We start from the raw sequence: 21966 nt of genomic DNA, 5'->3' as shown, positions 1-21966 counted from the left end.
CGATGGTCAGGGCACTGCGCTGGGTCGTTTTTGCCATCGCCGTGCTGGCGATGAATTTCCCCATTATCGTGACGCTGATCACATCGCTCAAAAGCCAGCGCGAGCTTTCGACGAACCCCGGTTTGTGGATCAGCCAGCCGACGCTCGACAACTATCTGGAGGTCCTGACGCAGACCAGCCGCTTCAACATCTATGCCTACCTGCTGAACAGCACCGTGGCGGCGCTGATTGGAACCGGCCTTGCGATCGCGCTCGCGTTCCCGGCTGCCTATGCGATCGCGCGTAGCGAGGCGGGAAAGCGCTTGGTCCTGCCGATCGTCATCAACCTTCGCGCCGTACCGCTGATCATCTTCGCGATCCCGCTCTACATGATGTACCAGTGGCTGGGCCTGCTCGATACGCGGATCGGGCTCGGGCTCATCCTGACCATCGTCAACGCGCCTCTTGCGCTCGTCATCCTGGTGAACGCGATTTCAGATGTACCGGTCGAACTCGACGAGGCGGCGAAAGTCGATGGCGCAAGTTCCTTGCAGGTGATGATGATGATCGTCCGGCCCGTCATCCGACCGGCGCTCGTCACAACTTTCATCTTCGGCTTCATCACTGCCTGGAACGAGTTCCTCTTCGGCCTCATGCTGACAACCAGCCGTGCCGTACCGATGACGGTCGGCGCGTCCTTCTTCTTCGCCGCGAGCGGCGGCGGCGTAAAATGGGGAACCGCTTCCGCCGTCATGATGCTGGGCGCCTTGCCGCCGGCCTTGCTGGGTCTGGTGATGTATCGGCAGATATCAGGATCCATGACCGCTGGAGCGGTCAAAGGCTAAAGCAAGACGAGTTCGTCTTTCTGACAAGTTGGACAACCCTCTCCGACAGGGCGAGCGCACTTGTCAGGCCAGGTGACTCGATCCCGAAAAGACTGATCAGCCGTCCGGACGGATCTGCCAGAATGTCGAAATCGCCGAACTGCAACCCGTTCGTTTTAGGCCGCAGCCCGCAATAGCTCGGCTCCAGTTCCCCGTCCCTCAGCCCCGGCCAATAGCGTCGGATGGCCGCGTAAAATGGTGTGGCCCGAGTTGGGTCGACCGCGTAGCCGACCTCATCGACAGGCTCGACGTCCGGCCCGAAACGAACTGATCCGCCCATATCCAGCGTCAGGTGAACTCCGAGGCCGCCTGGTTCCGGAACCGGATAAACAAGATGGTTGAAGGACGGGCGGCGTCCAAGCGCAAAGTAATTGCCTTTGACGTAGGTGACATCTGGGATTTTGCCGCCATGCCCGCCCGCGAGGCTTCGGGCAACGAGATGGGCTGACAATCCGGCCGCATTGATGACCAGATTTGCGGCGATCCTATAGCCTTCCATATCGCCGCCAAACTGGAGCTCGCAGCCCGTTTCGTCGACGCTGCCGCCGAGAACCGGCGCGCGAAACGCAAAGGTGGCACCGGCATTCTCGGCATCGCCCTGTAGCCCCAGCATCAGCGCGCGGCTGTCGACGATCCCCGTGCTTGGGGACAAAAGCGCGCCGGCAACGTCCAGTTCAGGCTCAAGGCGTTCCACATCCGAGCGGCTGAGCATCTCCAGGTCCGCAACACCATTGTCCGCAGCCTTGGTCCGGATCCCCTCCAGAATCGGCAATTCCGCGTCGCTGGCGGCGACGATCAGCTTGCCGATGCGTTTGTGCGGAATCCCGCGCGCTTCGCAATAGCGGTAAAGCGCGTTCTTTCCTTCGACGCATAGCTGCGCTTTCAGGCTGCCTTTCGGATAGTAGATGCCGGCATGGATGACCTCGCTGTTGCGGCTCGACGTGCCCAGCCCGGGGCTGTCCTCGGCCTCCACGACAAGAACTTCGCGTCCATCGAGCGCCAGCTGCCGCGCAATCGCCAGGCCGACGACGCCGGCGCCGATGACGATGCAATCGACTTTCTCGTCGGGGACCTCCATCGTCAGTCGCCAGACCCTAGGGAACAATGCAGGACGTGCAAGCAGGCCTCACCAGAATTGCGGACCCACCGAAGGCACCGCCAGTATGAGATGTCACCACAAGCATGACATGTCACTCCATCGCCGAGCAAATAGAACGAGATGTCCAGACCGATGCCGTTCATCGGCTGATGGGTTCAGTTCAAACTTGCGTTGTGTGGCGCACGCAGCGCAATTTGTTTACGTCCCGTTGCATTGATGCCGACCGCGATCTCGGCGGCCTTGCCAAGGTCGTGCTTCAAAATCCGGACGCACGGCGAAAGTTCATCGTCTTTCTGCAAGGGCAACTCGGCATCTCCGCGCAGGAGGCGGACACGATGCTGGAGCACTGCGCCAACTCCTTCGTCGGCATCTTCACGACCTTCGACCGTCGGTTTCGACAGCGGTTCGCGAAGGCCGACATCGAAAGGCTGCTGCGCGAGATCAACGGCGAGGCGGATGAGCGGGACGATCAAGCCGCTTGAATTCGATGGCGCGTGCCCGTGGCAGCCCAGCTGCAAAAGGTAGCGGTTCAATATTTGATTCACTGAACCGTTCCAACTCATTGTTTTGGCGCAGCTACTGACGGAAGGCCGCTGCATGCCTTACCTGGAGTTGCGCTACGGAAATTATCCCCGGCCCAGGATCATCTCCGCTGCCCGCTGCCCGATCATCATGCTGGGGGCATTGGTGTTGCCGCCGATCAGCTTCGGCATCACGGACGCATCCGCGACCCGCAAGCCACCGATGCCGCGCACCTTGAGCGTTGCCGGGTCGACGACGGCCATCGCGTCGGTCCCCATCTTGCACGTCCCCACCGGATGATAGACGGTGAGCGCTTCGGCACGCAAATAGGCGAGGATCTCGTCATCGCTGCGAACATCCTTGCCCGGCAGCATCTCCGTCCCCCTGATCGGGTCGAACTCGGATGCGGCAAAGATTTGACGCGCGATCTTGATGCCTTCGACCAACACCCAGGCGTCCTCGTCGTTCGAGAAGAAGCGATGATCGATCAGCACATCCCGCTTCGATGCCTGGCCTGACAGTTTGAGTTCGCCGACGCTTTTGGGCCTGAGCACGCAGGTGTGGATTGCGTAGCCATGGCCGTACTCCACCAGCCTGCCGCGATGGCTGCGATAGCCGGGCACGAAGTGGAACTGGATGTCGGGAATGCCGTTCGCATACTTCGTCCGGGCAAAGCCGCCGGCTTCGACATAGTTGGTGGTGAGCATGCCCTTGCGACCGGCAAAGTACCGGAAAGGCGCAGCCAGCACGCGGGGCAAGTTGGGCAGCGACAGGCCGAGCGTCTTCGTGCTCGAGGAGCGGACCGTGATCATGCCGTCGATATGGTCCTGAAGGTTCTTGCCCACGCCCGGCAGATCGACAACCGGCTTTATGCCGATCGCCTGCAGCTCGGCGGCTGCGCCGATGCCGGACGCCAGCAAGATCTTCGGTGAATTGATGGCCCCGGCCGAAAGCACGATTTCGCGGCGGGCCGACAGCGTCTTCTGCTCGCCCTTGTGCCGCACCCGTACCCCTGTCGCGCGCCTCTGGGCTATATCGAGGTCGATCACTTCGCATTCGCTGAGGATTGTGAGATTCTTGCGATCGAGCACCGGGCGCATGAAGGCGGTGAAACTGCTGAAGCGCTGGCCGCGATCCTGGGTGACATTGTAGATGCCGAGGCCGAACTGGCTTTCGGCATTGAAGTCGCTGTTGGCCGGCAGACCGGCATTGTTGCCGGCCTTGACGAACATCGACGACAGCACATTCGGATCGCGCGGCTTGTCGACCAGCAGTTCCCCGCCTGTACCGTGGTAGTGCAGGTCTTGGCCAAGCAGGTTGCGCTCGAGCTTCTTGAAGACGGGAAGCACGTCGCTGAATGCCCAGCCTGCGCAGCCGAGTCGCGACCACTCGTCATAGTCCTGCGCGGCGCCCCTGATGTAGACCATCGAGTTGATCGAACTGGAGCCGCCCAATGCCTTGCCGCGATTGACCGGAATCCTACGGCCCTTGAGGTTGGGCTGAGGCACGCCGACATAGCAATAGTCATAGTTCGGATTGCCGTAGAGCGAGAGGATGCCGGCAGGCACCTTGACCCGCAGGCCGCTGTCGCTGCCGCCGGCTTCGATCAGGCACACTTTGTGGGACGGGTTGGCGCTCAGGCGATTGGCAAGGACGCAACCGGCCGAGCCTGCGCCGATGACGATGTAATCATAGTCAAGATTTTCGGTCTGCATGGCCAGCCCCATTGAAAACAGATGCCGGGGCGGCGCGCGCCCCGGCTGAGCGGCTCACTGCAGAAGCTGCGTCCAGACCTTGGTGACGAGTTCCTGCGCTGCCGGCGAGCAGGCCTGGCCCATCTTGACGGGAACGGTCGGGAACAGTTCCGGGGCGTTTTCCTTGTTGTAGAGCGCCTTGCTCTCGTCGATCTTCACCGGCGAGGAGTGGCCGTAATAGTTGTACTGCGCCGTCGCATTGTCAAGTTGGGCCATGAAATCGATGAACTTCTTGGCGTTTTCGATATTGGCCGCGCCCTTCGGCACAACATAGGAATCGAGCCAGCCAACCAGACCTTCTTTCGGCATCGCGTATTCGACATTGGCCTTGTCGTTGCGGCGAAGCCGCATGGTGTTGCCGTCCCACCAGAAATGGGCGGCAACCTCGCCGCTGCCGATGCGGTTTTCGATGTTGTCGCTGGAATAGGCCGCCACGAATGGCTTCTGCGCCAGCAAGAGGTCGAGCACGCGCTTCATCTCCTGCGGGTCTTCGCTGCAATATTTGATGCCGAGATAGTTTTCCGCTGCCGGAATGACTTCGTCGGGCTGCGCCAGGCTGGCGATCTTGCCGCGCAGCTCCGCCGGTGGCTCGAAATAGGTCTTCCAGCTGTCGACCGGGCCTTTGTAGAGGTCGCGGTTGACGGTGTAGCCGGCATTGCCGAAGGCGAGCGGGATCGAATGATTGCCTGTCGCATCCCACCACGGTTTCTGCCAATCCGGCAGGACTTGGCTGTAGGCCGCCATCGAGCTGGCGCCGAAATCCTCGAGCAGCCCGCTATCGATCATGATCTTCACGAAGTGCTGCGAAGGCGTGACGATGTCGTAGCCCGACGAGCCGGCCTGCAGCTTGGTCAGCAGGTCCTCATTGGATGAGAAGGCGTCGACCGTGACCTTTATGCCGGTTTCCTTCTCGAATTTCGTGACCATCTCGGGCGAGATGGAATCCGCCCATGCGTAGATGGCCAGGCTGCCCTCGGCGAGAGCGGGCACGCTAAAGGCGAGGCTCATGGCACCGGCCATGGCGAGCGCTGCAATTTTGGTCGTCATGTCATTCCCCTGTTTGTTGTTCTCCCAGGGGCGACGATAACAAACGGTCGGGTTCGATAAATTCGATTTGCCCGATGCCTTGATTAGGAAAAACTACGCCGCTGCTACTGCCGTCGCTGAAGCAGGAAGGCCACGGTCGCCAGCACCACCGAGACAATCATGATCAAGGTCGAGATTGCGTTGAGCTGCGGCGACACGCCCTGCTTGATCAGCGAGAAAATGTAGACCGGCAGCGTGGTGGCGCCGCCGGAATTCAACAGGTTGCTGGTGATGAAATCATCCATCGAGATGACGAAGGCGAGCATGGCGCCGGCGAACACACCCGGCAGGATGAGCGGCAGCGTGACGCGACGAAAGGCGACCCAACCGGTGGCATAGAGATCGCGGGCCGCTTCCTCCAGATCGAGGTCCATCCCCTGCAGGCGGGCGCGTATCGGCAGGAAGGCGAACGGGATGCAGAAGGTGGTGTGGGCGATCATCAGCTTCACCATTCCGTTGGCGAGCCCGATCTCGGAGAAGAGGATCAGGACGGCGACAGCAACGACGATTTCGGGCAGGAGCAGCGGCAGGTTCACCACCGCTTCGGAGATCCGGCGGAACCGGACATCGCGGCCGCGCACCAGCACCAATGCCGCCATCAACGCGACAAGCGTCGAGGCGACTGTGGCGACCGCGGCAACGAGCAGGGAGGTCTTCACCGCCGTCATCAGGTTCGCGTTGGACAAAGCGGTGGCGTACCAGTGCAATGAGAAGCCGCCCCAATTGGAGACGATCCGGTTCGCATTGAAAGAGTAGAACACCACGACGGCGATGGGCAAATAGAGATAGGCGAAGAAGATCGCGCTGAAGAGACCGAAGCCCGGATAGCGCCTGACATCATCGTCCGCGTTCATGCCGCACGCTCCAGGCCTTCGGTGCGCATCGAGCGCAGACCCTGGAAAATCAGGAAGACCATGACCGCGGCCATCAGCACGATGGCGATGGCGGCGCCGAGCGGCCAGTTGCGGGCGCCACCGAACTGCAGCTGGATGAGATTGCCCATCATCATCGTCTTGCCGCCGCCGAGCAGGGTCGGCTCCAGGACCGCGCCGAGGCTTGGAACGAACACCAGGATCGCGCCGGCGATCATGCCGGGCCGGGTGAGGGGCAGGATAACGCGGCGCAACGTGGTGAGGCGGTTGCCATAGAGATCATGCGACGCCTCGATAAGCGCAGGGTCGAGCTTTTCGATCGAGGCGAAGATCGGCAGGATCATCAGCGGAATGTAGCTGTAGACGACACCGAGCAGCATGGCGGTGTTGCCGAACAGCAGCGAGTCCATGTTGTCGACGAGGCCGAGACCGCGAAGGGTCTTTTCGACGACACCATCCTTGCCAAGGATGATGATCCAGGAATAGACGCGCACGATCATCGAAACCCAGAATGGCAGCGTGACGAGATAGATCAGCAGCACTTTGATCGCCGGCCGCTGCAGCGCGATGAAATAGGCGACCGGGAAGCTCAGAAGCAGGCAGATCGATGTTGTCACGGCCGACAGGACCAGCGTCCTGGCAACGACGATGAGATATTGCGGATTGAACTCCAGCTCGCCGGTCCAGCCTTCGTTGAACAGCAGCTGCTTGTAGGGCGCGGTGGTGAACACATATTCGAACCCGCCGTAAGGTCCGCGCGTCGAGAACGACACCACGATGATGATACCGATCGGGATGATCAGCGTCAGCAGCATGATGAGATGGGCCGGCAGCAGGCCGAGGACATTCCAGTCAGGAGTTTTTGTGGGTGCCTTCATGCGCCGAGGATCCGCACGGATTCGGCGGCAAAGCCAACTTTTACCGATTGCCCGATTTCGAACATCTGGCCGCGGCTGACGCTGTTGCGCTTGGAGATGCGCAGCTTGGTGCCGCCCGCTTCAATCAGATAGTATGTGTAGCCGCCGAGGTAGTTGGTGCTCATGATCGTGCCGTCGATAGCGATCGGGTTGTCCTGGGCGGGCAGGCTGATTTTCTCCGGACGTATCGAGATGAAGGCCTTCTGGCCGGCGACCGCTTTCTTGTGAGAGGCCGTCAAGGTCATGCCGAGCTGCGTTTTCACGGTTGCCTGCTCGCCGTCCACGGCAATCACGTCAGCATCGAGGAAGTTGGTCTCGCCGATGAAATCGGCGACGAAGCGGTTCGACGGCTCCTCGTAGATCGCCGCGGGTGTGCCAAGCTGCTGGATCTCGCCATCGCCGAGAACGCAGATGCGATCCGACATGTCGAGCGCTTCTTCCTGGTCGTGGGTGACGAAGACGAAGGTGATGCCGGTCTTGCGCTGCAGGATGCGCAGTTCGTCGCGCATGGCCTGGCGCAGCTTCAGGTCGAGTGCCGAGAGCGGTTCGTCGAGCAGCAGCACTTCCGGTTCCGGCGCCAGGGCGCGGGCGAGCGCGACGCGCTGGCGCTGGCCGCCCGACAATTGCTGCGGCTTGCGCCCGGCAAAGGCCTCCATATGGACGAGACGAAGCATATCGGCGACGCGCGTATCGCGGCGGTCCTTTGACCAGCCGAGGTTTTCGAGCCCGAAGCCGATGTTCTGTTCGACGCTCATATGCGGAAACAGGGCGTAGCTCTGGAAGACGGTGTTGACCCGCCGCTTATGCGGGGGGAGTCCCTGTATGTCCGAGCCGTGCAGGAAAATCTGCCCCGCCGTCGGCTGCTCGAAACCGGCGATCATGCGCAGCAGGGTGGTCTTGCCGCAGCCGCTCGGGCCGAGCAGCGTGAAGAACTCGTTGTCGTAGATGTCGAAGGAAACAGGCTTCAGCGCCTGATAGGTGCCGAACACCTTGGAGACGCCCTTGATCTCGACGGCCTTTCGAGGTGCGCCGTGGCCGGCCTCGTCATTCATGGTCAGGCGCTCCGGTCAGGACTTTTTGCGGGCTCGGCGATGAAGGTGATCGACGCCGCGCCACTGAGAACGGGCGCGGCGTCGATCAGGTAGTTACATCTTCTCCCATTTGCCGCTGCGGACGACGAACATGTCGATGTCGATGGCCATGTTGGTCTGTCCGTTGGCATCGAACGACACGTCTCCCAGAATGCCGTCGTGGTGGATGTCACGAATGGCCTTGCTCAGCGCTTCCTTGTCGTCGAGGCCTTTTTCCTTGATGACCTGAAGCAGGATCTGCGTCGCCTCGTAGGCATATTTCGCATAGGAGCCGGCAGGATCGGGATAAGCCTTGGTTTCATAGGCCTTGTTGAACTCCTCAAGCTTGGGGTTCGACTGGACGGCCGGAGTTCCGGCGATGGTGCCCTCGGCTGCAGCTCCCGCGATCTCGATGAATTTCGGGTCGTAGATGCCTGAAATTCCGTACATCGGCAGATTGCCCATGCCGAGGTCGGCCATCTGGCTGCGCACCAGAGCTGCTTCGGTGACGACGCCGCCGAAATAGACCGCGTCGGGCGACGCTGCCTTCGCGGTAGTCAGCATGGCGCGGAAATCGGTCGTGCCGACAGCCGCGGCATCCGAAGAAACGACCTCGCCGCCGGCCGCCTTGAAGAAATCGCCGAACCATTTGGTGTTGGCCGCACCGTAGTCGGTGGTGTCGGAGATGATGGCGATCTTCTTGATCTTGCCTTGCTTGGCGATGGCTTCGGCCAGCGGCTTGTTCTCGTTGACCAGCGTCGGCGTCACGCGGGTCACGTTCGGGAAGTTCTGTTCGGTGATCTTCGGGCTGACCGCGCCCCAGACGATGAACGGCATCTGCGAGCGGTTGAAGACCGGGATCGTCGCCAGCGCGACCGAGCTGTTCCAATGCCCCGTTGCCGCGACCACCGCGGGATCGTTGACCAGCTTCTGCGCCGCCGAAACGCCGACGGCCGGATCGGAGGCGTCATCGAGCACGACGCCTTCCACCTGGTGCGGATAGCCGCTGGCATTGGCCTGCTCGATGGCGAGCAGGAAGCCGTTGCGGGCGCCGAGGCCCTGCTGGGCGTTGCCGCCGGAGAGCGGCCCGATGAAGCCGAGCTTGATCTGGTCGGCCTGCGCCTGGGCGGCGCCCAGGGCGATGGCAAACAGACAGCCGGCCAGAATTGACGATACGCGGGTAAGCGCACTGCGCCTGTTTTGCATGGTTCCACCTCAAACAGAATTATCTGCCGCCGTCGTAGCGACCCGGCCGATCGTGATCGTCGGCTGATCATCAGTGTACGGGCGCGTATTCAGTGACGAAATTCGGAAATTGTGACTCGTGAGTTCGGAGATTCGTTCTGTCCGCCCGGGATGGCGGTTGATACCTGTCGGCTTCAATCGAGAGACGGACCGCATGGCGGAACTGCTTGTCCAGCAACTGGTGAACTGGATAACCCTTGGCTGCATCTATGCCTTGCTGGCGATCGGATTCAGCCTGATCTTCGGTGTCTTGAACGTCATTCATTTCTCGCATGGCGATGTCGCGATGACGGCGCCGTTCATCACGCTGGCGCTTGCCCAGGCGTTGGCGACCGCTCTTGGCGCCTCGGGGCCCGCCTGGCTGGTGCTTGCGGTTCCGGTCGCCGTGCTCGCCGTCGGTTTGCTCGGCGTCCTGCTCGACAAGGTGGTCATCAGGCGCTTCCGCGATGCGCCCGCCATGATGGCGCTGGTGGCGACGGTGGCGCTCGGCATCGTCATCCGCGAGCTGATCCGCCATCTCTATCCGCAGGGATCGAACCCGCATGCCTTCCCGCGCCTGGTGTCGGGCATGGCTTTCGAAATCTCCGGTGTTGCCATCAGTTGGTTCGCGCTGCTGGTGGTGGTGCTGACCGTCGCGCTGGTTGCCATGCTGTTTGTCTTCCTGCGCATGACCCCGCTCGGACTGCGCATCCGGGCGGCTTCGGAGGACCGGGTCGTAGCGCGCATGATGGGCATCCGCGATGCACGCGTCTTCCGTGCGACATTCTTCATTGCCTCGGCTATCGGCGCCATCGCCGGACTTCTGTTCGCAAGCTATGCCGGCGTGACACGGTTCGACTTCGGCGTCATGGCCGGCCTGCTCGGCTTTTCAGCCGCGGTGATCGGCGGCCTCGGCTCGATGCCGGGCGCCATATTGGGCGGACTGATCATTGCCGGCATCGAAGTGCTGGCGCAGACATTCGTGCCGGACGGCGCTTCCTACCGGCTGGTCTTCGTCTTTCTGCTGGTCATCGCCGTGCTCATCTTCCGCCCCGCCGGCCTGCTTGGGCGCACCGTCATGGAGAAAGTCTAGCATGCAGGGTCGTGCTTCACCCGACGTGCCGGGCATAGCCGCGGCCACGGTCTTCGCCATCGCCTCGCAAATCATCGGGGCAGCGTTCCTGTACCTCATCCTCAGAGTCGACGGCGGCTGGCAGGTGGTCGGCCTGCTGGCCTTGCTCGGCCTCGGTTTCTATCTGCTGGAAAGGCTGCCGTGGATCGCCGACTATGCGTTGGCGAGCTTTGCCCGGGTTCCGCTCGTGGCGATGATCACTGCGGCGGTCATCGTCCTGGCCTTTCCGTTCTTCGTCGGTTCGAACACCTATATCCTTCATCTGCTGATCGTCGCCGAGCTCTATGCCGTGCTGGCGCTGGCGCTCAATTTCCAGCTCGGCAGCGCCAACATCCCGAACTTCGCCACCGGCGCTTCCTACGGCATCGGCGCCTACGTGTCGGCGCTGCTGGCGATCAATTTCGGCGTCAGCTTCTGGCTGACGCTGCCGGTCGCGGCGCTGGCCGCGACCCTGTTCGGTTTCATCATCGGCATCCCGTCGATGCGCACGCGCGACACTTATCTGGCGCTTGTCACCATCGCATTCGGTGTCGTGGTCCAGCAATTGCTAAACAATTTCAGTTGGACCGGCGGACCGAACGGACTGGTCGGCATTCCGGCGCCCAGCCTGTTCGGCCATTCCTTTGCCGATCCGCTGGTGATCTTCGGCTGGAAGCTGCCGAGCCAGGCGAACTTCTATTATCTGTCGGCTGCATTGGTCGTCGTCGCCATCGTCACGGCGCATCGGTTGCACGGCTCGCGTATCGGGCTGGCCTGGAACGCGCTGCGCGCCGACGAGATCGCCGCCAAGGCGCAAGGCATCAACGTGGCGTGGTTCAAGGTGCTGGCCTTCGCGGTCGATGCCTTTCTCGCCGCTTTTGCCGGCACGATCTACGCCTTCTACGTGTCCTACATTTCTCCCGACAATTTCACCTTCCTGGTCTCCGTCACCATCATGACCATGGTCATCGTCGGCGGCATGGACAATATTTTCGGCGTCATCGTCGGTGCGTTCCTGCTGACCATCCTGCCGGAGAAATTGCGCGCGTTCGCCGACTACCGCCTGCTGTTCTTCGGCGTCGTCATCATCGGCTTCCTGATGATCCGGCCGCAAGGTCTGTTCCCGCAACGCATGCGGCGCTACGGAGGCGGACTGTGAGCGCGCTTCTCAAGGTCGAGAATTTGACGATGCGCTTCGGCGGCCTGGTCGCGCTCAACGATGTCAGCCTGTCGATCGACAAGGGCGCGGTGCTCGCCGTCATCGGCCCGAACGGCGCCGGCAAGTCGACGCTGTTCAATGTCGTGACCGGCGTCTATCGGCCAACCTCCGGTCGCGTGACCTTCGACGGCGCCGAGATCACCGGCCGCCCGTCCTACGAAGTTGTCGACCGCGGCATCGCCCGCACATTCCAGTCGTCGCGTCTGTTCTCCGACCTCAGCGTCCTCGACAACGTGATCATCGGCATGCACACCCGCACCAGGACCGGCGTGCTGACCGCGCTGTTTCGGCCCGGCGCGTCGCGCCGTGAGATGGCGGCCTGCGTGGAAAAGGCCGAAACCCTGCTCAAGCTCGGCTCCGGCGATCTGTTCGAACAACGCTACCGGCCAGCGGGCACGCTGGCCCAAGCCGACAGGCGGCGGCTGGAAATTGCCCGCGCGCTCGCATCGCAGCCCAAGCTCTTGCTGCTCGACGAACCTTCGGTCGGCATGGACGACACGGAAACCGACGCACTGGTGGCCGACATCACGCGGCTGCGCGTACAAAACCCTGCTCTGTCGGTGATCCTGATCGAGCACGACATGCGGGTGGTCGAAGCGTTCCCGCAGCATGTCACCTGCATCGACTATGGCAGCAAGATCGCCGAGGGCGACTTCGCGGCGGTGCGCGCTGACCCGCGCGTCCAGGAAGCCTATCTCGGGAAGGCGGTCGCCCATGCTTGAGCTCAGGGATGTCGATACTTCCTATGGCGCGGTGCCGATGCTGCGCGGCGTGGCGATGAGCGTGCGTCCCGGCGAACTGGTCTGCCTGCTGGGGCCGAACGGCGCCGGCAAGACGACAACCTTCATGACCGTCTGCGGCGTCGTGCGGGCGCAGCGCGGCAAGGTCGAGGTGATGGGCAGGGACATAGCGACGCTCGGCACGGAAAACCTCGCGTCGCTCGGCGTCGGCCTTGTTCCCGAAGGGCGCCGGCTGTTCCCCGGCCTGACCGTGATGGAGAATTTGCGCCTGGGCTATGATGCGGTGTCGGGCAGGGGACCCAATTTCGCGGTGCAACTGGACAAGATGTGCAAGCTGTTTCCGCGCATCCATGAGCGTTTGCGCCAAGTCGCCGGCACGCTGTCCGGCGGCGAACAGGCGATGGTGGCGCTGGCGCGCGCCCTGATCGGCGAACCCAGACTGGTGATCATGGACGAGCCGTCGCTCGGTCTCTCGCCAAAACTCATCGGCGAGTATTTCGAGATCACAAGGGAGATCCATCGCCAAGGCACGACCATCCTGTTGATCGAACAGAATGCCGAAATGGGGCTGGGCATCGCCGATCGCGGCTATGTGCTGGTCAAGGGTAAGGTCGCCCAGGAGGGGCCGGCAAAGGAGTTGCTATCGTCCAAGGCGGCCAGAAGCCTTTATCTCTGAGCCGTCCGTTTCTTCTGTCTCGACGGTGATGATCCACGCCCCGCGCTCCACATCTTCGGCCATGCTTCCCGGCATTTAGGGACAAGCTAACCACTGCCACATGAAATCATAATTTTCGCTGCCCGGTGCCTCCAGTAAACCAACGATCAGATCTCCGCCGCATGCACAGACACTCCCGGGGAGAGCCAGAAAGGGCCGCTGAAATGCCAGTCGAAACGGTAGACACGCTTGTTGTTGGCGGCGGCCAGGCGGGGCTGGCCATGAGCGAGCATCTGAGCAAGTGCGGGGTGCCGCATCTCGTGCTCGAGCGGAGCCGCATTGCCGAACGCTGGCGCTCCGAAAGATGGGACTCCCTGGTTGCCAACGGTCCCGCCTGGCATGATCGTTTTCCCGGCATGGAATTTCCGGATGCCGGTCCCGACGCCTTTGTCGGCAAGGAGAAGGTTGCCGACTATTTTGTCGCTTACGCCGACATGATCGCTGCCCCCATCCGCTGCGGCGTGGAGGTCAGGAGCGTGGAAAGGCTTGTCGGCCGTCCCGGCTTCCGGGTCGAAACCTCGGATGGCGTGATCGAGGCCAGGAGCGTGGTTGCCGCTACCGGGGCTTTCCAGCATCCGGTCATTCCGGCGGTTGTCCCTGGGGATGCCGGAGCGATGCAGATACATTCCAGCGCCTATCGCAATCCGGGCCAGTTGCCCGAAGGTGCGGTGCTGGTGGTCGGCTCCGGGTCCTCGGGGGTGCAGATCGCCGACGAACTCCAGCGCGCGGGACGGCGCGTCTATCTTTCTGTCGGTCCCCATGATCGGCCGCCGCGGGCCTATCGCGAGCGTGACTTCTGTTGGTGGCTGGGGGTTTTGGGCAAATGGGACGCCCAAGCGCCGGCGCCTGGCACCGAACACGTCACCATCGCGGTGAGCGGCGCGCGGGGCGGCCGGACGATCGACTTCCGGCGTCTTGCCGCGCAAGGGATGATGCTGGTTGGCCGGACGGAATCCTACAAGGACGGGGTCATGACCTTCGCGCCGGATCTGGCTAAAAATATCGCGCGCGGTGACGCGAACTACATGTCGGTGCTGGACGAGGCCGACGCCTATGTCGCTCGCAACGGCCTCGACCTTCCCGAGGAGCCCGCGGCCCGCGAGATCGGACCGGACCCGCAATGCATGACCGATCCCATTCTCGAGCTGAACCTGGCGGAAGCCGGGATAGGTTCGATCATCTGGGCAACGGGATTCACCGTCGATTACAACTGGCTGAAGGTCGATGTGTTTGACGAAAAGGGCAAGCCGAAGCATCAGCGCGGCGTGTCGACCGAGCCAGGGATCTATTTCCTGGGACTGCCGTGGCAATCGCGGCGGGGATCGAGCTTCATCTGGGGCGTCTGGCACGACGCCCAGCATGTGGCGGACCATATCTCCACGCAGCGCAAGTACCTGGCCTATCATGCGTCCGCAAAGCGCGAGACCAGGGTAGCATAGCAACGGCACCTGAAACGGACGCCCCTACCTCGAGCCTGATCTGACGGAGACCAAGATGGCGCATACAAGAATTCGCAAGTTCAACACCAAGGACACCTATCCCGAGCAGAAGCTCGACAATGATCTGTGCCAGGCGGTCGTTACGCGGGGCGGCAGGACCGTCTATCTGCGCGGCCAATGCCCGCAGGATCTCGACACGGCCAAGAATATCGAAAGCCATGATCCGGTCGAGCAGACGCACAAGGTCATGCAGAACATCCGCCAGCTGATCGAGGAGTGCGGCGGCACCATGGAGCATTTGGTCAAGGTGGTGGTCTACATCACCGATGTCCGCCATCGCGAGGCGGTCTACCGCACCATGGGCGAGTATATCAAAGGCGTGCATCCCGTCTCGACCGGCCTTGTCGTGCAGGCCCTGGCGCGGCCGGACTGGCTGGTCGAGATCGACGGCACCGCAGTTATCCCGGATGATCGCACTTCGATAATCCCGGATTAAAGTCATGACATTCTCCATCGTCGCGCGATGCAGCCACACCGGCATGTTCGGGGTCGCAGTGTCCTCCTCGTCGCCTGCTGTAGCGGCGCGCTGCGCCTATGCGCAGGCTGGTGCCGGCGCCATTGCCAGCCAGAACGTCACCGATCCGACGCTGGGGCTGCGAGGTCTCGAATTGTTGGCGCGCGGTGCGTCGGCCGCCGAGGCGGTTGCCATCCTGAAGCGCACCGGCGCTTATCCCGAATACCGGCAGGTGCTGGCTGTCGATGCCGCCGGAAAGACCGCGATCCATTCGGGTCCCAAGGCGCTTGGCATCTGGGCGGAGGCGCGTGCGGACAATGTCGCCTGCGGCGGCAACATGCTGGCCCATGACGGCGTGCCGCAAGCTATGGTCGAGGCCTTCCTGGCGTCGGAAGGGCATCTGGGCGACCGCCTCATCGCGACCATGCGCGCCGCGCTGAAAGCGGGCGGCGAGGCTGGTCCTGTCCATTCCGCCGGCATGAAGCTGGTGCGCGAGGTTGCGTGGCCGGTCGCCGATTTGCGCTGTGACTGGACCGATGACTGCCCGATCGAGCAGCTGGCGACGCTGTGGGAACTCTACAAGCCGCAGCTCGATGCCTATGTGACCCGCGCCATAAACCCATCCGATGCGCCGAGCTACGGCGTGCCGGGCGACGAATAGTCAAGACAGGGTCACCTGCGATGAGCGAGCTCAGCCACAAGGACTGGATCGGCAAGGCGTCCGCGATCCGTTTTCGCGACAAGGCGTTCATCGACGGCAAGACGGTTGCGGCGCGTTCGGGCCGGACCTTCGCCAGCGTCAATCCGGCAACTGGCGAGGTGCTGGCCGAAGTGGCGTCCTGCGGTGAGGAAGACATCGATCTGGCGGTTGCCGCAGCGCGGCGCAGCTTCAACGCCGGCGTCTGGTCGCGGACCAGCCCAGCGCACCGTAAGGAGGTGCTGCTGCGGCTGGCGCAATTGCTGCGCGAAAACCTGCATGAACTGGCTCTGCTGGAATCGCTCGACATGGGCAAACTGGTCAGGGATGCGGCCGCGGTCGACGTCCCCGGCTCGGCAGCGATCTTCCAATGGTATGGCGAGGCCATCGACAAGATCTATGGCGAAGTGGCGCCGACCGGTGAAGGTGATCTGGTGCTGGTGCGGCGCGAACCGCTTGGCGTGGTCGGCGCGGTGGTGCCGTGGAATTTCCCGCTCGACATGGCGACATGGAAATGCGCGCCGGCACTGGCGGCAGGCAATTCGGTGGTGCTCAAACCCGCCGAGCAGTCGCCTTTGTCGGCCCTGTTTCTGGCGGAACTGGCAATGGAAGCGGGCCTGCCTGCAGGCGTGCTCAATGTCGTGCCCGGCCTTGGCGAAACCGCCGGCCAGGCGCTTGGCCGTCATATGGATGTGGATTGCCTCGCCTTCACCGGTTCGACCGCCGTGGGCAAGATGTTCCTGCAGTATTCCGGCCAGTCGAACATGAAGCAGGTCTGGCTGGAGACCGGCGGCAAGAGCCCGAACCTCATCTTTGCCGATTGCGGCGATCTCGACGCGGCAGCCGACATGGCGGCCTTCGGCATCTTCTTCAACCAGGGCGAGGTCTGTTCCGCCAATTCACGCCTGCTCGTCCAGCGCGGCATCAAGGATGCTCTGGTGGAGAAACTGGTGCAACGTGCGGCGGTCACGCAGCCCGGCGATCCGCTCGATCCGGCTTCGAAAATGGGCGCGATGGTCGATAGTCGCCACGCCGCCAACGTCATGCGCTTCGTCGAGGCCGGCAAGAAAACCGCGCGCCTGGTCGCGGGCGGCGACCTGGTCACGGTCAACGGGCGCGGCAGCTTTGTCCAGCCGACCATCTTCGACGATGTCGCGCCTGCCGATCCGATTGCGCGCGATGAGATCTTCGGGCCGGTGCTTTCGGTCATCGCCTTCGACGACGAGGCCGACGCGATCCGCATCGCCAATGACAGCCCTTATGGGCTGGCCGCATCGCTGTGGACCGACAGCCTGTCGCGCGCGCATCGTATCGCCGGCCGGCTGCATGCCGGCACGGTTTCCGTCAACACGGTCGACGCGCTGAGCCCGATGACGCCGTTCGGCGGTTTCAAGCAATCCGGCTTCGGCCGCGACCTGTCGCTGCATGCGCTCGACAAATACACCGCGCTCAAAACGACATGGATCAAATACTGATGGGCGCCTAAAGCGCATCGCGATTGAACGGATTCAAGCGATGCGCTTTAGGCCTTTGCTCTATGCATGTCGTTTGCGCAAAACCGGGGCCACTTTTGCGCGACATGCATTAGGCTTGATCGAAGCCCTCAAACCGGCAACATAGCCAGCCATGCCGCTACGCTTCACGCTCAGACAGCTGGAATATTTCGTCGCCGTGGGCGAAGCCGGCTCCATCGCCAAGGCGGCCGAACAGGTCAATGTCTCGCCGCCGTCGATTTCGGCTTCCATCGCCCAGCTGGAAACCGAGTTCGGCGTCCAGCTTTTTGTCCGCAAGCATTCGCACGGTCTCTCGCTCACGGCCGGCGGCCGTGTCTTCCTCAAGGAAGCCGCCCGGCTGCTCAACGATGCCGACGCCTTGCACGACGTCGCCGGCGACTTTGCCGAAAAGGTGCGTGGTCCGCTGGCGGTAGGTTGCCTGCTGACCTTTGCGCAGATCGTCCTGCCGGCGCTGCGCATGCGGTTCGAGCGCGCCTATCCCGATGTGCGCGTGCGCCAGTTCGAGCGCAATCAGGGGCAATTGCTCGAGATGCTGCAGCGCGGTGAAATCGATCTTGCACTGACCTACGATCTCGAACTGTCGCAGGACATGACCTTCGAGCCGCTGATGCTGGTGCCGGCCTATGTCATGCTGCCGGCGGGGCATCGCTTCGCGGCAAAGGCGTCGATCACGACGGAGGAATTGGCCGATGAGCCGATGGTGCTGCTCGACCTGCCGTTCAGCCGCGAATATTTCCTTTCGGCATTCCACCAGCGCGGGATCCGCCCCAACATTGCCGAGCGCACCGGCGACATCGCCGTCATGCGTTCCATGGTGGCCAACGGCTTCGGCTACGGCATCGCCAATATGCGGCCGCTCAACACGCTGGCGCCGGACGGCAAGCCGCTGGTCTTCGTGCCGTTGGACGGCGATCTGCGGCCGCTGACCATGGGCGTCGCCTTGCCCAGTTCCGAACACCGCACGCAAACCGTCCAGGCGTTCATCGACCACTGCCGGCATTTCGTCGTCGAGCAAGGCGTGTTCGGCGCCGAGCGGGCTGTCGGCCAGGCAGCACTTCCACAGAAGTAGCCCGGTTAAGCCAACTGCTGGTCGGCAAGCCGCTGCAGCAATTTTTCCAGCATGCCGTCGCAGCGGCGCATCTGCTCGACGCTGACGAACTCATCCGGCTTGTGTCCCTGCGCCATCGATCCCGGTCCGCACACGACCGTCGGCGTGCCGAGTTCGCGGCTGAACAGGCCGCCCTCCGTGCCGTAGGCAACCTTGATGGTGTTGTTGGCGCCCGTCAGCGATTTGATGAAAGCGACGGCTTGCGAACTGGCCGGCGTGTCCAGGCCGGGATAGGTGTTGGTGATGTCTATGTCGATCGCCGCCTCGGGGACGGTGGCCGAGGCTTCGGATGCAATATGAGCAGCCTCCTTGCGCAGACGGTTGAGAATCTCGTGCGGATCGTCGGCCGCGACATTGCGGATCTCGAAGTCGACCTGGCAGAGGTTCGGCACGATGTTCAGCGCCACGCCGGCGTTGATCTTGCCGACATGGACGGTCGTGTAGGCAATGTCGTAGTCGCCGTCGCGGGCGCCATCGCGCACCAGCCGATCCTGCTCGCGGCGCAAGGCGGCGACGAAGTCGCAGCCGAGATGGATGGCATTGAGCGCCAACGGGGCCAGCGCCGAATGGCCTTCGCGGCCTTTGCAGAGCGCGCGCGCGGCAAGCTTGCCCTTGTGGCCCGTCGCCACCTGCATGTCGGTGGGCTCGCCGACGATGCACAGCAAGGGCCGCTGCGGGGCTGCTTGCAGCATGTCGATCAGGCTGCGCACACCAATGCAGCCGATCTCCTCGTCGTAGGAGAGTGCCAAATGCAGCGGCGTGCGCAGCGTCATTTTCGAGGCTTTCAGGCACGCCGCGAGCGCGCAGGCCACAAAACCCTTCATGTCGGCTGTGCCACGACCGTAAAGCTTGCCGTCTCGGCTCGTCATCTCGAAGGGCGGCAGCGTCCAGGCTTGGCCGTCGACGGGGACGACGTCGGTGTGACCGGACAGCATGATGCCGGAAGCGTCGGCCGGTCCGATGGTGGCAAAGAGGTTGGCCTTGTGGCCGTCCTCGCTGTGGATGATCTGGCTGGCAATGCCATGCGCGTCCAGCAGCTCCGCCATGTAGCCGACGAGGGCGAGGTTCGAATCGCGGCTTACCGTCGGGAACGCGATCAGTTTTTCAAGGATCTGGATGCTGTCCATGCGTCTTGTGTCTCATTGGGCGTGCACGCTATCTAACATCGCGCGGCGGCGGCCTTGAAGTCGCATTTGGCTCAGCCGGGATTCAGCGGATGCTAATCCAGGCAGTGCTGATCGATTAGGCGCGTCCTAACCGGCACAGAAGAAATCTGTTGTTTCCCGGCGCTTGTCGCAATTTATGAATGGTCTCACGGCATCAACCCACTGGGCTGGCCGGCTTGCACCTTGGCTCGAAACCATGATCGGGCATGTGCAAGGCGACGCTGGCAGGAAGGCACGTTCCATGCGCGATCCGCGCTACGACATTCTGTTCGAGCCCGTGAAGATCGGTCCGGTGACCGCCAAGAACCGCTTCTATCAGGTTCCGCATTGCAATGGCGGCGGCTATCGCGACCCTTCGGCCGCAGCCGAGATGCGCCGCATCAAGTCGGAAGGCGGCTGGGGCGTCATCTTCACCGAGCAGACCGAGATGCACCATACTTCGGAGATCACGCCCTTCATCGAGCTCAGGCTGTGGGACGATGCCGATATCCCGGCACTGGCGAAGATGGCAGAGGCCATGCACCAGCATGGCGCGCTGGCTGGCATCCAGCTGGCCTATTCAGGCATCAACGGTCCCAACCTCTACACCAAGGAAGTGCCGCGCGGGCCGTCGGCCTTGCCGATCCGCACCTTCACCAACGATCCGGTTCAGGCGCGCGCCATGGACAAGCAGGATATACGCGACTTGCGCCGCTGGCACCGCAATGCATTCAAGCGTGCCAGGCTTGCGGGCTTCGACCTGGTCTGCCTCTACGGCGCGCATGGCTTCGGCATCATCCAGCACTTCCTGTCCACCGCCACCAACCAGCGCAGCGACGAATATGGCGGCTCGCTGGAAAACCGCTCGCGGTTGATGCGTGAGCTGATCGAAGAGGGCAGGGATGCCATCGGCGACACGTGCGGCCTGACGCTGCGGCTGTCGCTGGACGAGATGATCGGCGAGCTTGGCTTCGCCAACTCCGAAGTGCGCGACATGATCGAGATGCACGCCGACCTGCCAGACCTCTGGGACCTGGCGCATGGCGCGTGGGAGGATTGTTCGGGGCCGTCGCGGTTTAAGGAGGAGAGCGCGCAGGAGAGCCTGGTGTCCGGCATCAAGACGCTGACCTCCAAGCCGGTCGTCGGTGTCGGCCGCTTCACCTCGCCGGATGTGATGGTGAAGATGATCAAGTCCGGTACGCTCGATTTCATCGGTTGCGCGCGCCCGTCGATCGCCGATCCCTTCCTGCCGAAGAAGGTGGAGCAGGGTCGGATCGAGGACATTCGCGAATGCATCGGCTGCAACATCTGCATCACCGGCGACATGACCATGTCGATCTCGCGCTGCACGCAGAACCCGACCTTCATGGAAGAGTGGCGCAAGGGCTGGCATCCCGAACGCATGCAGGCCAAGGGCGACAGCGACAGCGTGCTGATCGTCGGCGCCGGCCCGACCGGGCTGGAGGCGGCGCGTGCGCTCGGCCTGCGCGGCTATCAGGTGGCCATCGCCGAAGCCGGCACCGAACTCGGCGGCCGCGTGACGCGCGAATGCCGCTTGCCCGGTCTCTCGGCATGGGGACGCGTGCGCGACTACCGCCAGTACCAGATCAGCCAGATGTCCAATGTCGACGTCTATTTCGAAAGCCGATTGTCGGCGCAGGAGATACTGGACTTCGGCTTTCAGAACATTGCGCTTGCCACCGGATCCACATGGCGCCGTGACGGCGTGGCGCGCGCGCATGTCGTGCCGATGCCGGCGGACCCGGCCATGCCGGTCTATACGCCGGACGATCTGATGGGCGGCAATGTGCCGACCGGCACTGTCGTGCTGTTCGATGACGATCACTATTACATGGGCGGCGTTCTGGCCGAGCTGATGGCGCGCCAGGGCGCGAAGGTGACGCTGGTGACACCGTCGGCCTATGTGTCCGACTGGACCCGCAACACGCTGGAGCAGGGCGCCATCCACCGCCGGCTGGCCGAACTCGGCGTCGATATCGTGCTGAATCGGACTGTGACCCGCATCGTGGCGGGTGGGGTTGCCACTGCGTGTGCCTATACGGGAAGCCAACGCGACATCGCCGCGGACGCCGTCGTGCTCGTGACGTCGCGCCAACAGGACGATGGCGTCTGGTGCGAGCTGAAGGCGCGGCGGAATGAATGGGCCGATAGCGGCATCCGCTCGATCAAAATCATCGGCGATGCCGAGGCGCCGGGTCCGATCGCCTGGGCAACCTACGCCGGCCACCGCTTCGCGCGCGAGCTGGACGAAGCCGATATCGGCGACGCACTGCCCTTCCGCCGCGAGGTCACGGCGCTGGCGGCGGATTAGGCGCCTGCGGCGCGGTTAGCGAATC

General features: G+C 62.9%; 20 protein-coding genes. 11 read left to right on the top strand and 9 right to left on the bottom strand.

Annotation, left to right across the window (positions count from 1 at the left end; genetic code table 11):
• Positions 1 to 2 precede the first annotated feature (2 nt).
• Positions 3 to 824 (top strand): carbohydrate ABC transporter permease, encoded by an 822-nt coding sequence (locus NKH52_RS19875; RefSeq protein ID WP_352732871.1) that lies wholly within the window; start codon positions 3 to 5, stop codon positions 822 to 824.
• Here the strand turns inward: NKH52_RS19875 and NKH52_RS19870 are convergent.
• The 8 genes from NKH52_RS19870 to NKH52_RS19835 all read right to left on the bottom strand — a co-directional run bounded on the left by NKH52_RS19870 (position 814) and on the right by NKH52_RS19835 (position 9389).
• Positions 814 to 1941, bottom strand: coding sequence for an NAD(P)/FAD-dependent oxidoreductase (locus NKH52_RS19870; protein ID WP_352732869.1), 1128 nt, complete (start codon positions 1939 to 1941; stop codon positions 814 to 816). The two genes, NKH52_RS19875 and NKH52_RS19870, sit on opposite strands and share 11 nt — an antisense overlap.
• 176 nt (positions 1942 to 2117) lie before the next feature.
• Entirely contained in the window at positions 2118 to 2495 is a 378-nt protein-coding gene (locus NKH52_RS19865) for a hypothetical protein (protein ID WP_352732867.1), read from the bottom strand.
• 93 nt (positions 2496 to 2588) lie between these two features.
• Positions 2589 to 4199, bottom strand: a complete 1611-nt coding sequence (locus NKH52_RS19860) for a GMC family oxidoreductase (RefSeq protein WP_352732865.1) — start codon at positions 4197 to 4199, stop codon at positions 2589 to 2591.
• A gap of 54 nt (positions 4200 to 4253) precedes the next feature.
• Positions 4254 to 5285 carry an extracellular solute-binding protein gene (locus NKH52_RS19855; RefSeq protein ID WP_352732862.1) on the bottom strand — a complete coding sequence of 344 codons (1032 nt, stop codon included), beginning with the start codon at positions 5283 to 5285 and terminating at the stop codon, positions 4254 to 4256.
• A gap of 104 nt (positions 5286 to 5389) precedes the next feature.
• On the bottom strand, positions 5390 to 6178 hold the full coding sequence (locus tag NKH52_RS19850) for an ABC transporter permease (RefSeq protein ID WP_128303911.1): 789 nt from the start codon (positions 6176 to 6178) through the stop codon (positions 5390 to 5392).
• On the bottom strand, positions 6175 to 7074 hold the full coding sequence (locus tag NKH52_RS19845; protein ID WP_352732860.1) for an ABC transporter permease: 900 nt from the start codon (positions 7072 to 7074) through the stop codon (positions 6175 to 6177). The genes NKH52_RS19850 and NKH52_RS19845 overlap by 4 nt, the downstream gene beginning before the upstream one ends.
• Positions 7071 to 8165, bottom strand: a complete 1095-nt coding sequence (locus NKH52_RS19840) for an ABC transporter ATP-binding protein (protein WP_127292328.1) — start codon at positions 8163 to 8165, stop codon at positions 7071 to 7073. The genes NKH52_RS19845 and NKH52_RS19840 overlap by 4 nt, the downstream gene beginning before the upstream one ends.
• A gap of 93 nt (positions 8166 to 8258) precedes the next feature.
• A complete protein-coding gene (locus NKH52_RS19835) occupies positions 8259 to 9389 on the bottom strand; it encodes a branched-chain amino acid ABC transporter substrate-binding protein (RefSeq protein ID WP_352732857.1) in 1131 nt (376 codons plus the stop codon).
• Positions 9390 to 9582: 193 nt separating this feature from the next.
• On the opposite strand from NKH52_RS19835, the gene NKH52_RS19830 reads away from it, so the two are divergent.
• From NKH52_RS19830 to NKH52_RS19790, 9 genes are all read left to right on the top strand, one after another.
• Entirely contained in the window at positions 9583 to 10500 is a 918-nt protein-coding gene (locus NKH52_RS19830; protein ID WP_352732854.1) for a branched-chain amino acid ABC transporter permease, read from the top strand.
• 1 nt (position 10501) lies between these two features.
• Positions 10502 to 11677: a branched-chain amino acid ABC transporter permease gene (locus tag NKH52_RS19825; RefSeq protein ID WP_127292336.1), complete on the top strand. Its 1176-nt coding sequence runs from the start codon at positions 10502 to 10504 to the stop codon at positions 11675 to 11677.
• Positions 11674 to 12459 (top strand): ABC transporter ATP-binding protein, encoded by a 786-nt coding sequence (locus tag NKH52_RS19820; RefSeq protein ID WP_352610890.1) that lies wholly within the window; start codon positions 11674 to 11676, stop codon positions 12457 to 12459. Before NKH52_RS19825 ends, NKH52_RS19820 begins: the two co-directional genes overlap by 4 nt.
• On the top strand, positions 12452 to 13153 hold the full coding sequence (locus NKH52_RS19815; RefSeq protein ID WP_352732851.1) for an ABC transporter ATP-binding protein: 702 nt from the start codon (positions 12452 to 12454) through the stop codon (positions 13151 to 13153). Before NKH52_RS19820 ends, NKH52_RS19815 begins: the two co-directional genes overlap by 8 nt.
• A gap of 203 nt (positions 13154 to 13356) precedes the next feature.
• Positions 13357 to 14631: a flavin-containing monooxygenase gene (locus NKH52_RS19810; RefSeq protein ID WP_352732848.1), complete on the top strand. Its 1275-nt coding sequence runs from the start codon at positions 13357 to 13359 to the stop codon at positions 14629 to 14631.
• A 55-nt stretch (positions 14632 to 14686) separates the two neighbouring features.
• Positions 14687 to 15127 carry a RidA family protein gene (locus NKH52_RS19805; protein ID WP_352732845.1) on the top strand — a complete coding sequence of 147 codons (441 nt, stop codon included), beginning with the start codon at positions 14687 to 14689 and terminating at the stop codon, positions 15125 to 15127.
• A gap of 4 nt (positions 15128 to 15131) precedes the next feature.
• The gene (locus NKH52_RS19800; RefSeq protein ID WP_352732843.1) at positions 15132 to 15806 is read left to right on the top strand and encodes a DUF1028 domain-containing protein; all 675 of its coding nucleotides are present in this window, start codon (positions 15132 to 15134) and stop codon (positions 15804 to 15806) included.
• Between the two features lie 20 nt (positions 15807 to 15826).
• On the top strand, positions 15827 to 17317 hold the full coding sequence (locus NKH52_RS19795) for an aldehyde dehydrogenase (RefSeq protein ID WP_352732840.1): 1491 nt from the start codon (positions 15827 to 15829) through the stop codon (positions 17315 to 17317).
• 151 nt (positions 17318 to 17468) lie between these two features.
• Positions 17469 to 18425 (top strand): LysR family transcriptional regulator, encoded by a 957-nt coding sequence (locus NKH52_RS19790; protein WP_023809423.1) that lies wholly within the window; start codon positions 17469 to 17471, stop codon positions 18423 to 18425.
• A gap of 5 nt (positions 18426 to 18430) precedes the next feature.
• Here the strand turns inward: NKH52_RS19790 and argE are convergent, their stop codons facing one another.
• Positions 18431 to 19591: an acetylornithine deacetylase gene (gene argE / locus NKH52_RS19785; protein WP_352732838.1), complete on the bottom strand. Its 1161-nt coding sequence runs from the start codon at positions 19589 to 19591 to the stop codon at positions 18431 to 18433.
• Between the two features lie 280 nt (positions 19592 to 19871).
• On the opposite strand from argE, the gene NKH52_RS19780 reads away from it, so the two are divergent.
• Entirely contained in the window at positions 19872 to 21941 is a 2070-nt protein-coding gene (locus NKH52_RS19780; RefSeq protein WP_352732836.1) for an oxidoreductase, read from the top strand.
• The last annotated feature ends 25 nt before the right edge of the window (positions 21942 to 21966 follow it).

Source organism: Mesorhizobium sp. M1066, assembly GCF_040318635.1.
Taxonomy (GTDB): Bacteria; Pseudomonadota; Alphaproteobacteria; order Rhizobiales; family Rhizobiaceae; genus Mesorhizobium.
The sequence above is the reverse complement of the archived record's forward strand: the minus strand, read 5'-3'. Positions and strand labels throughout refer to the sequence as shown.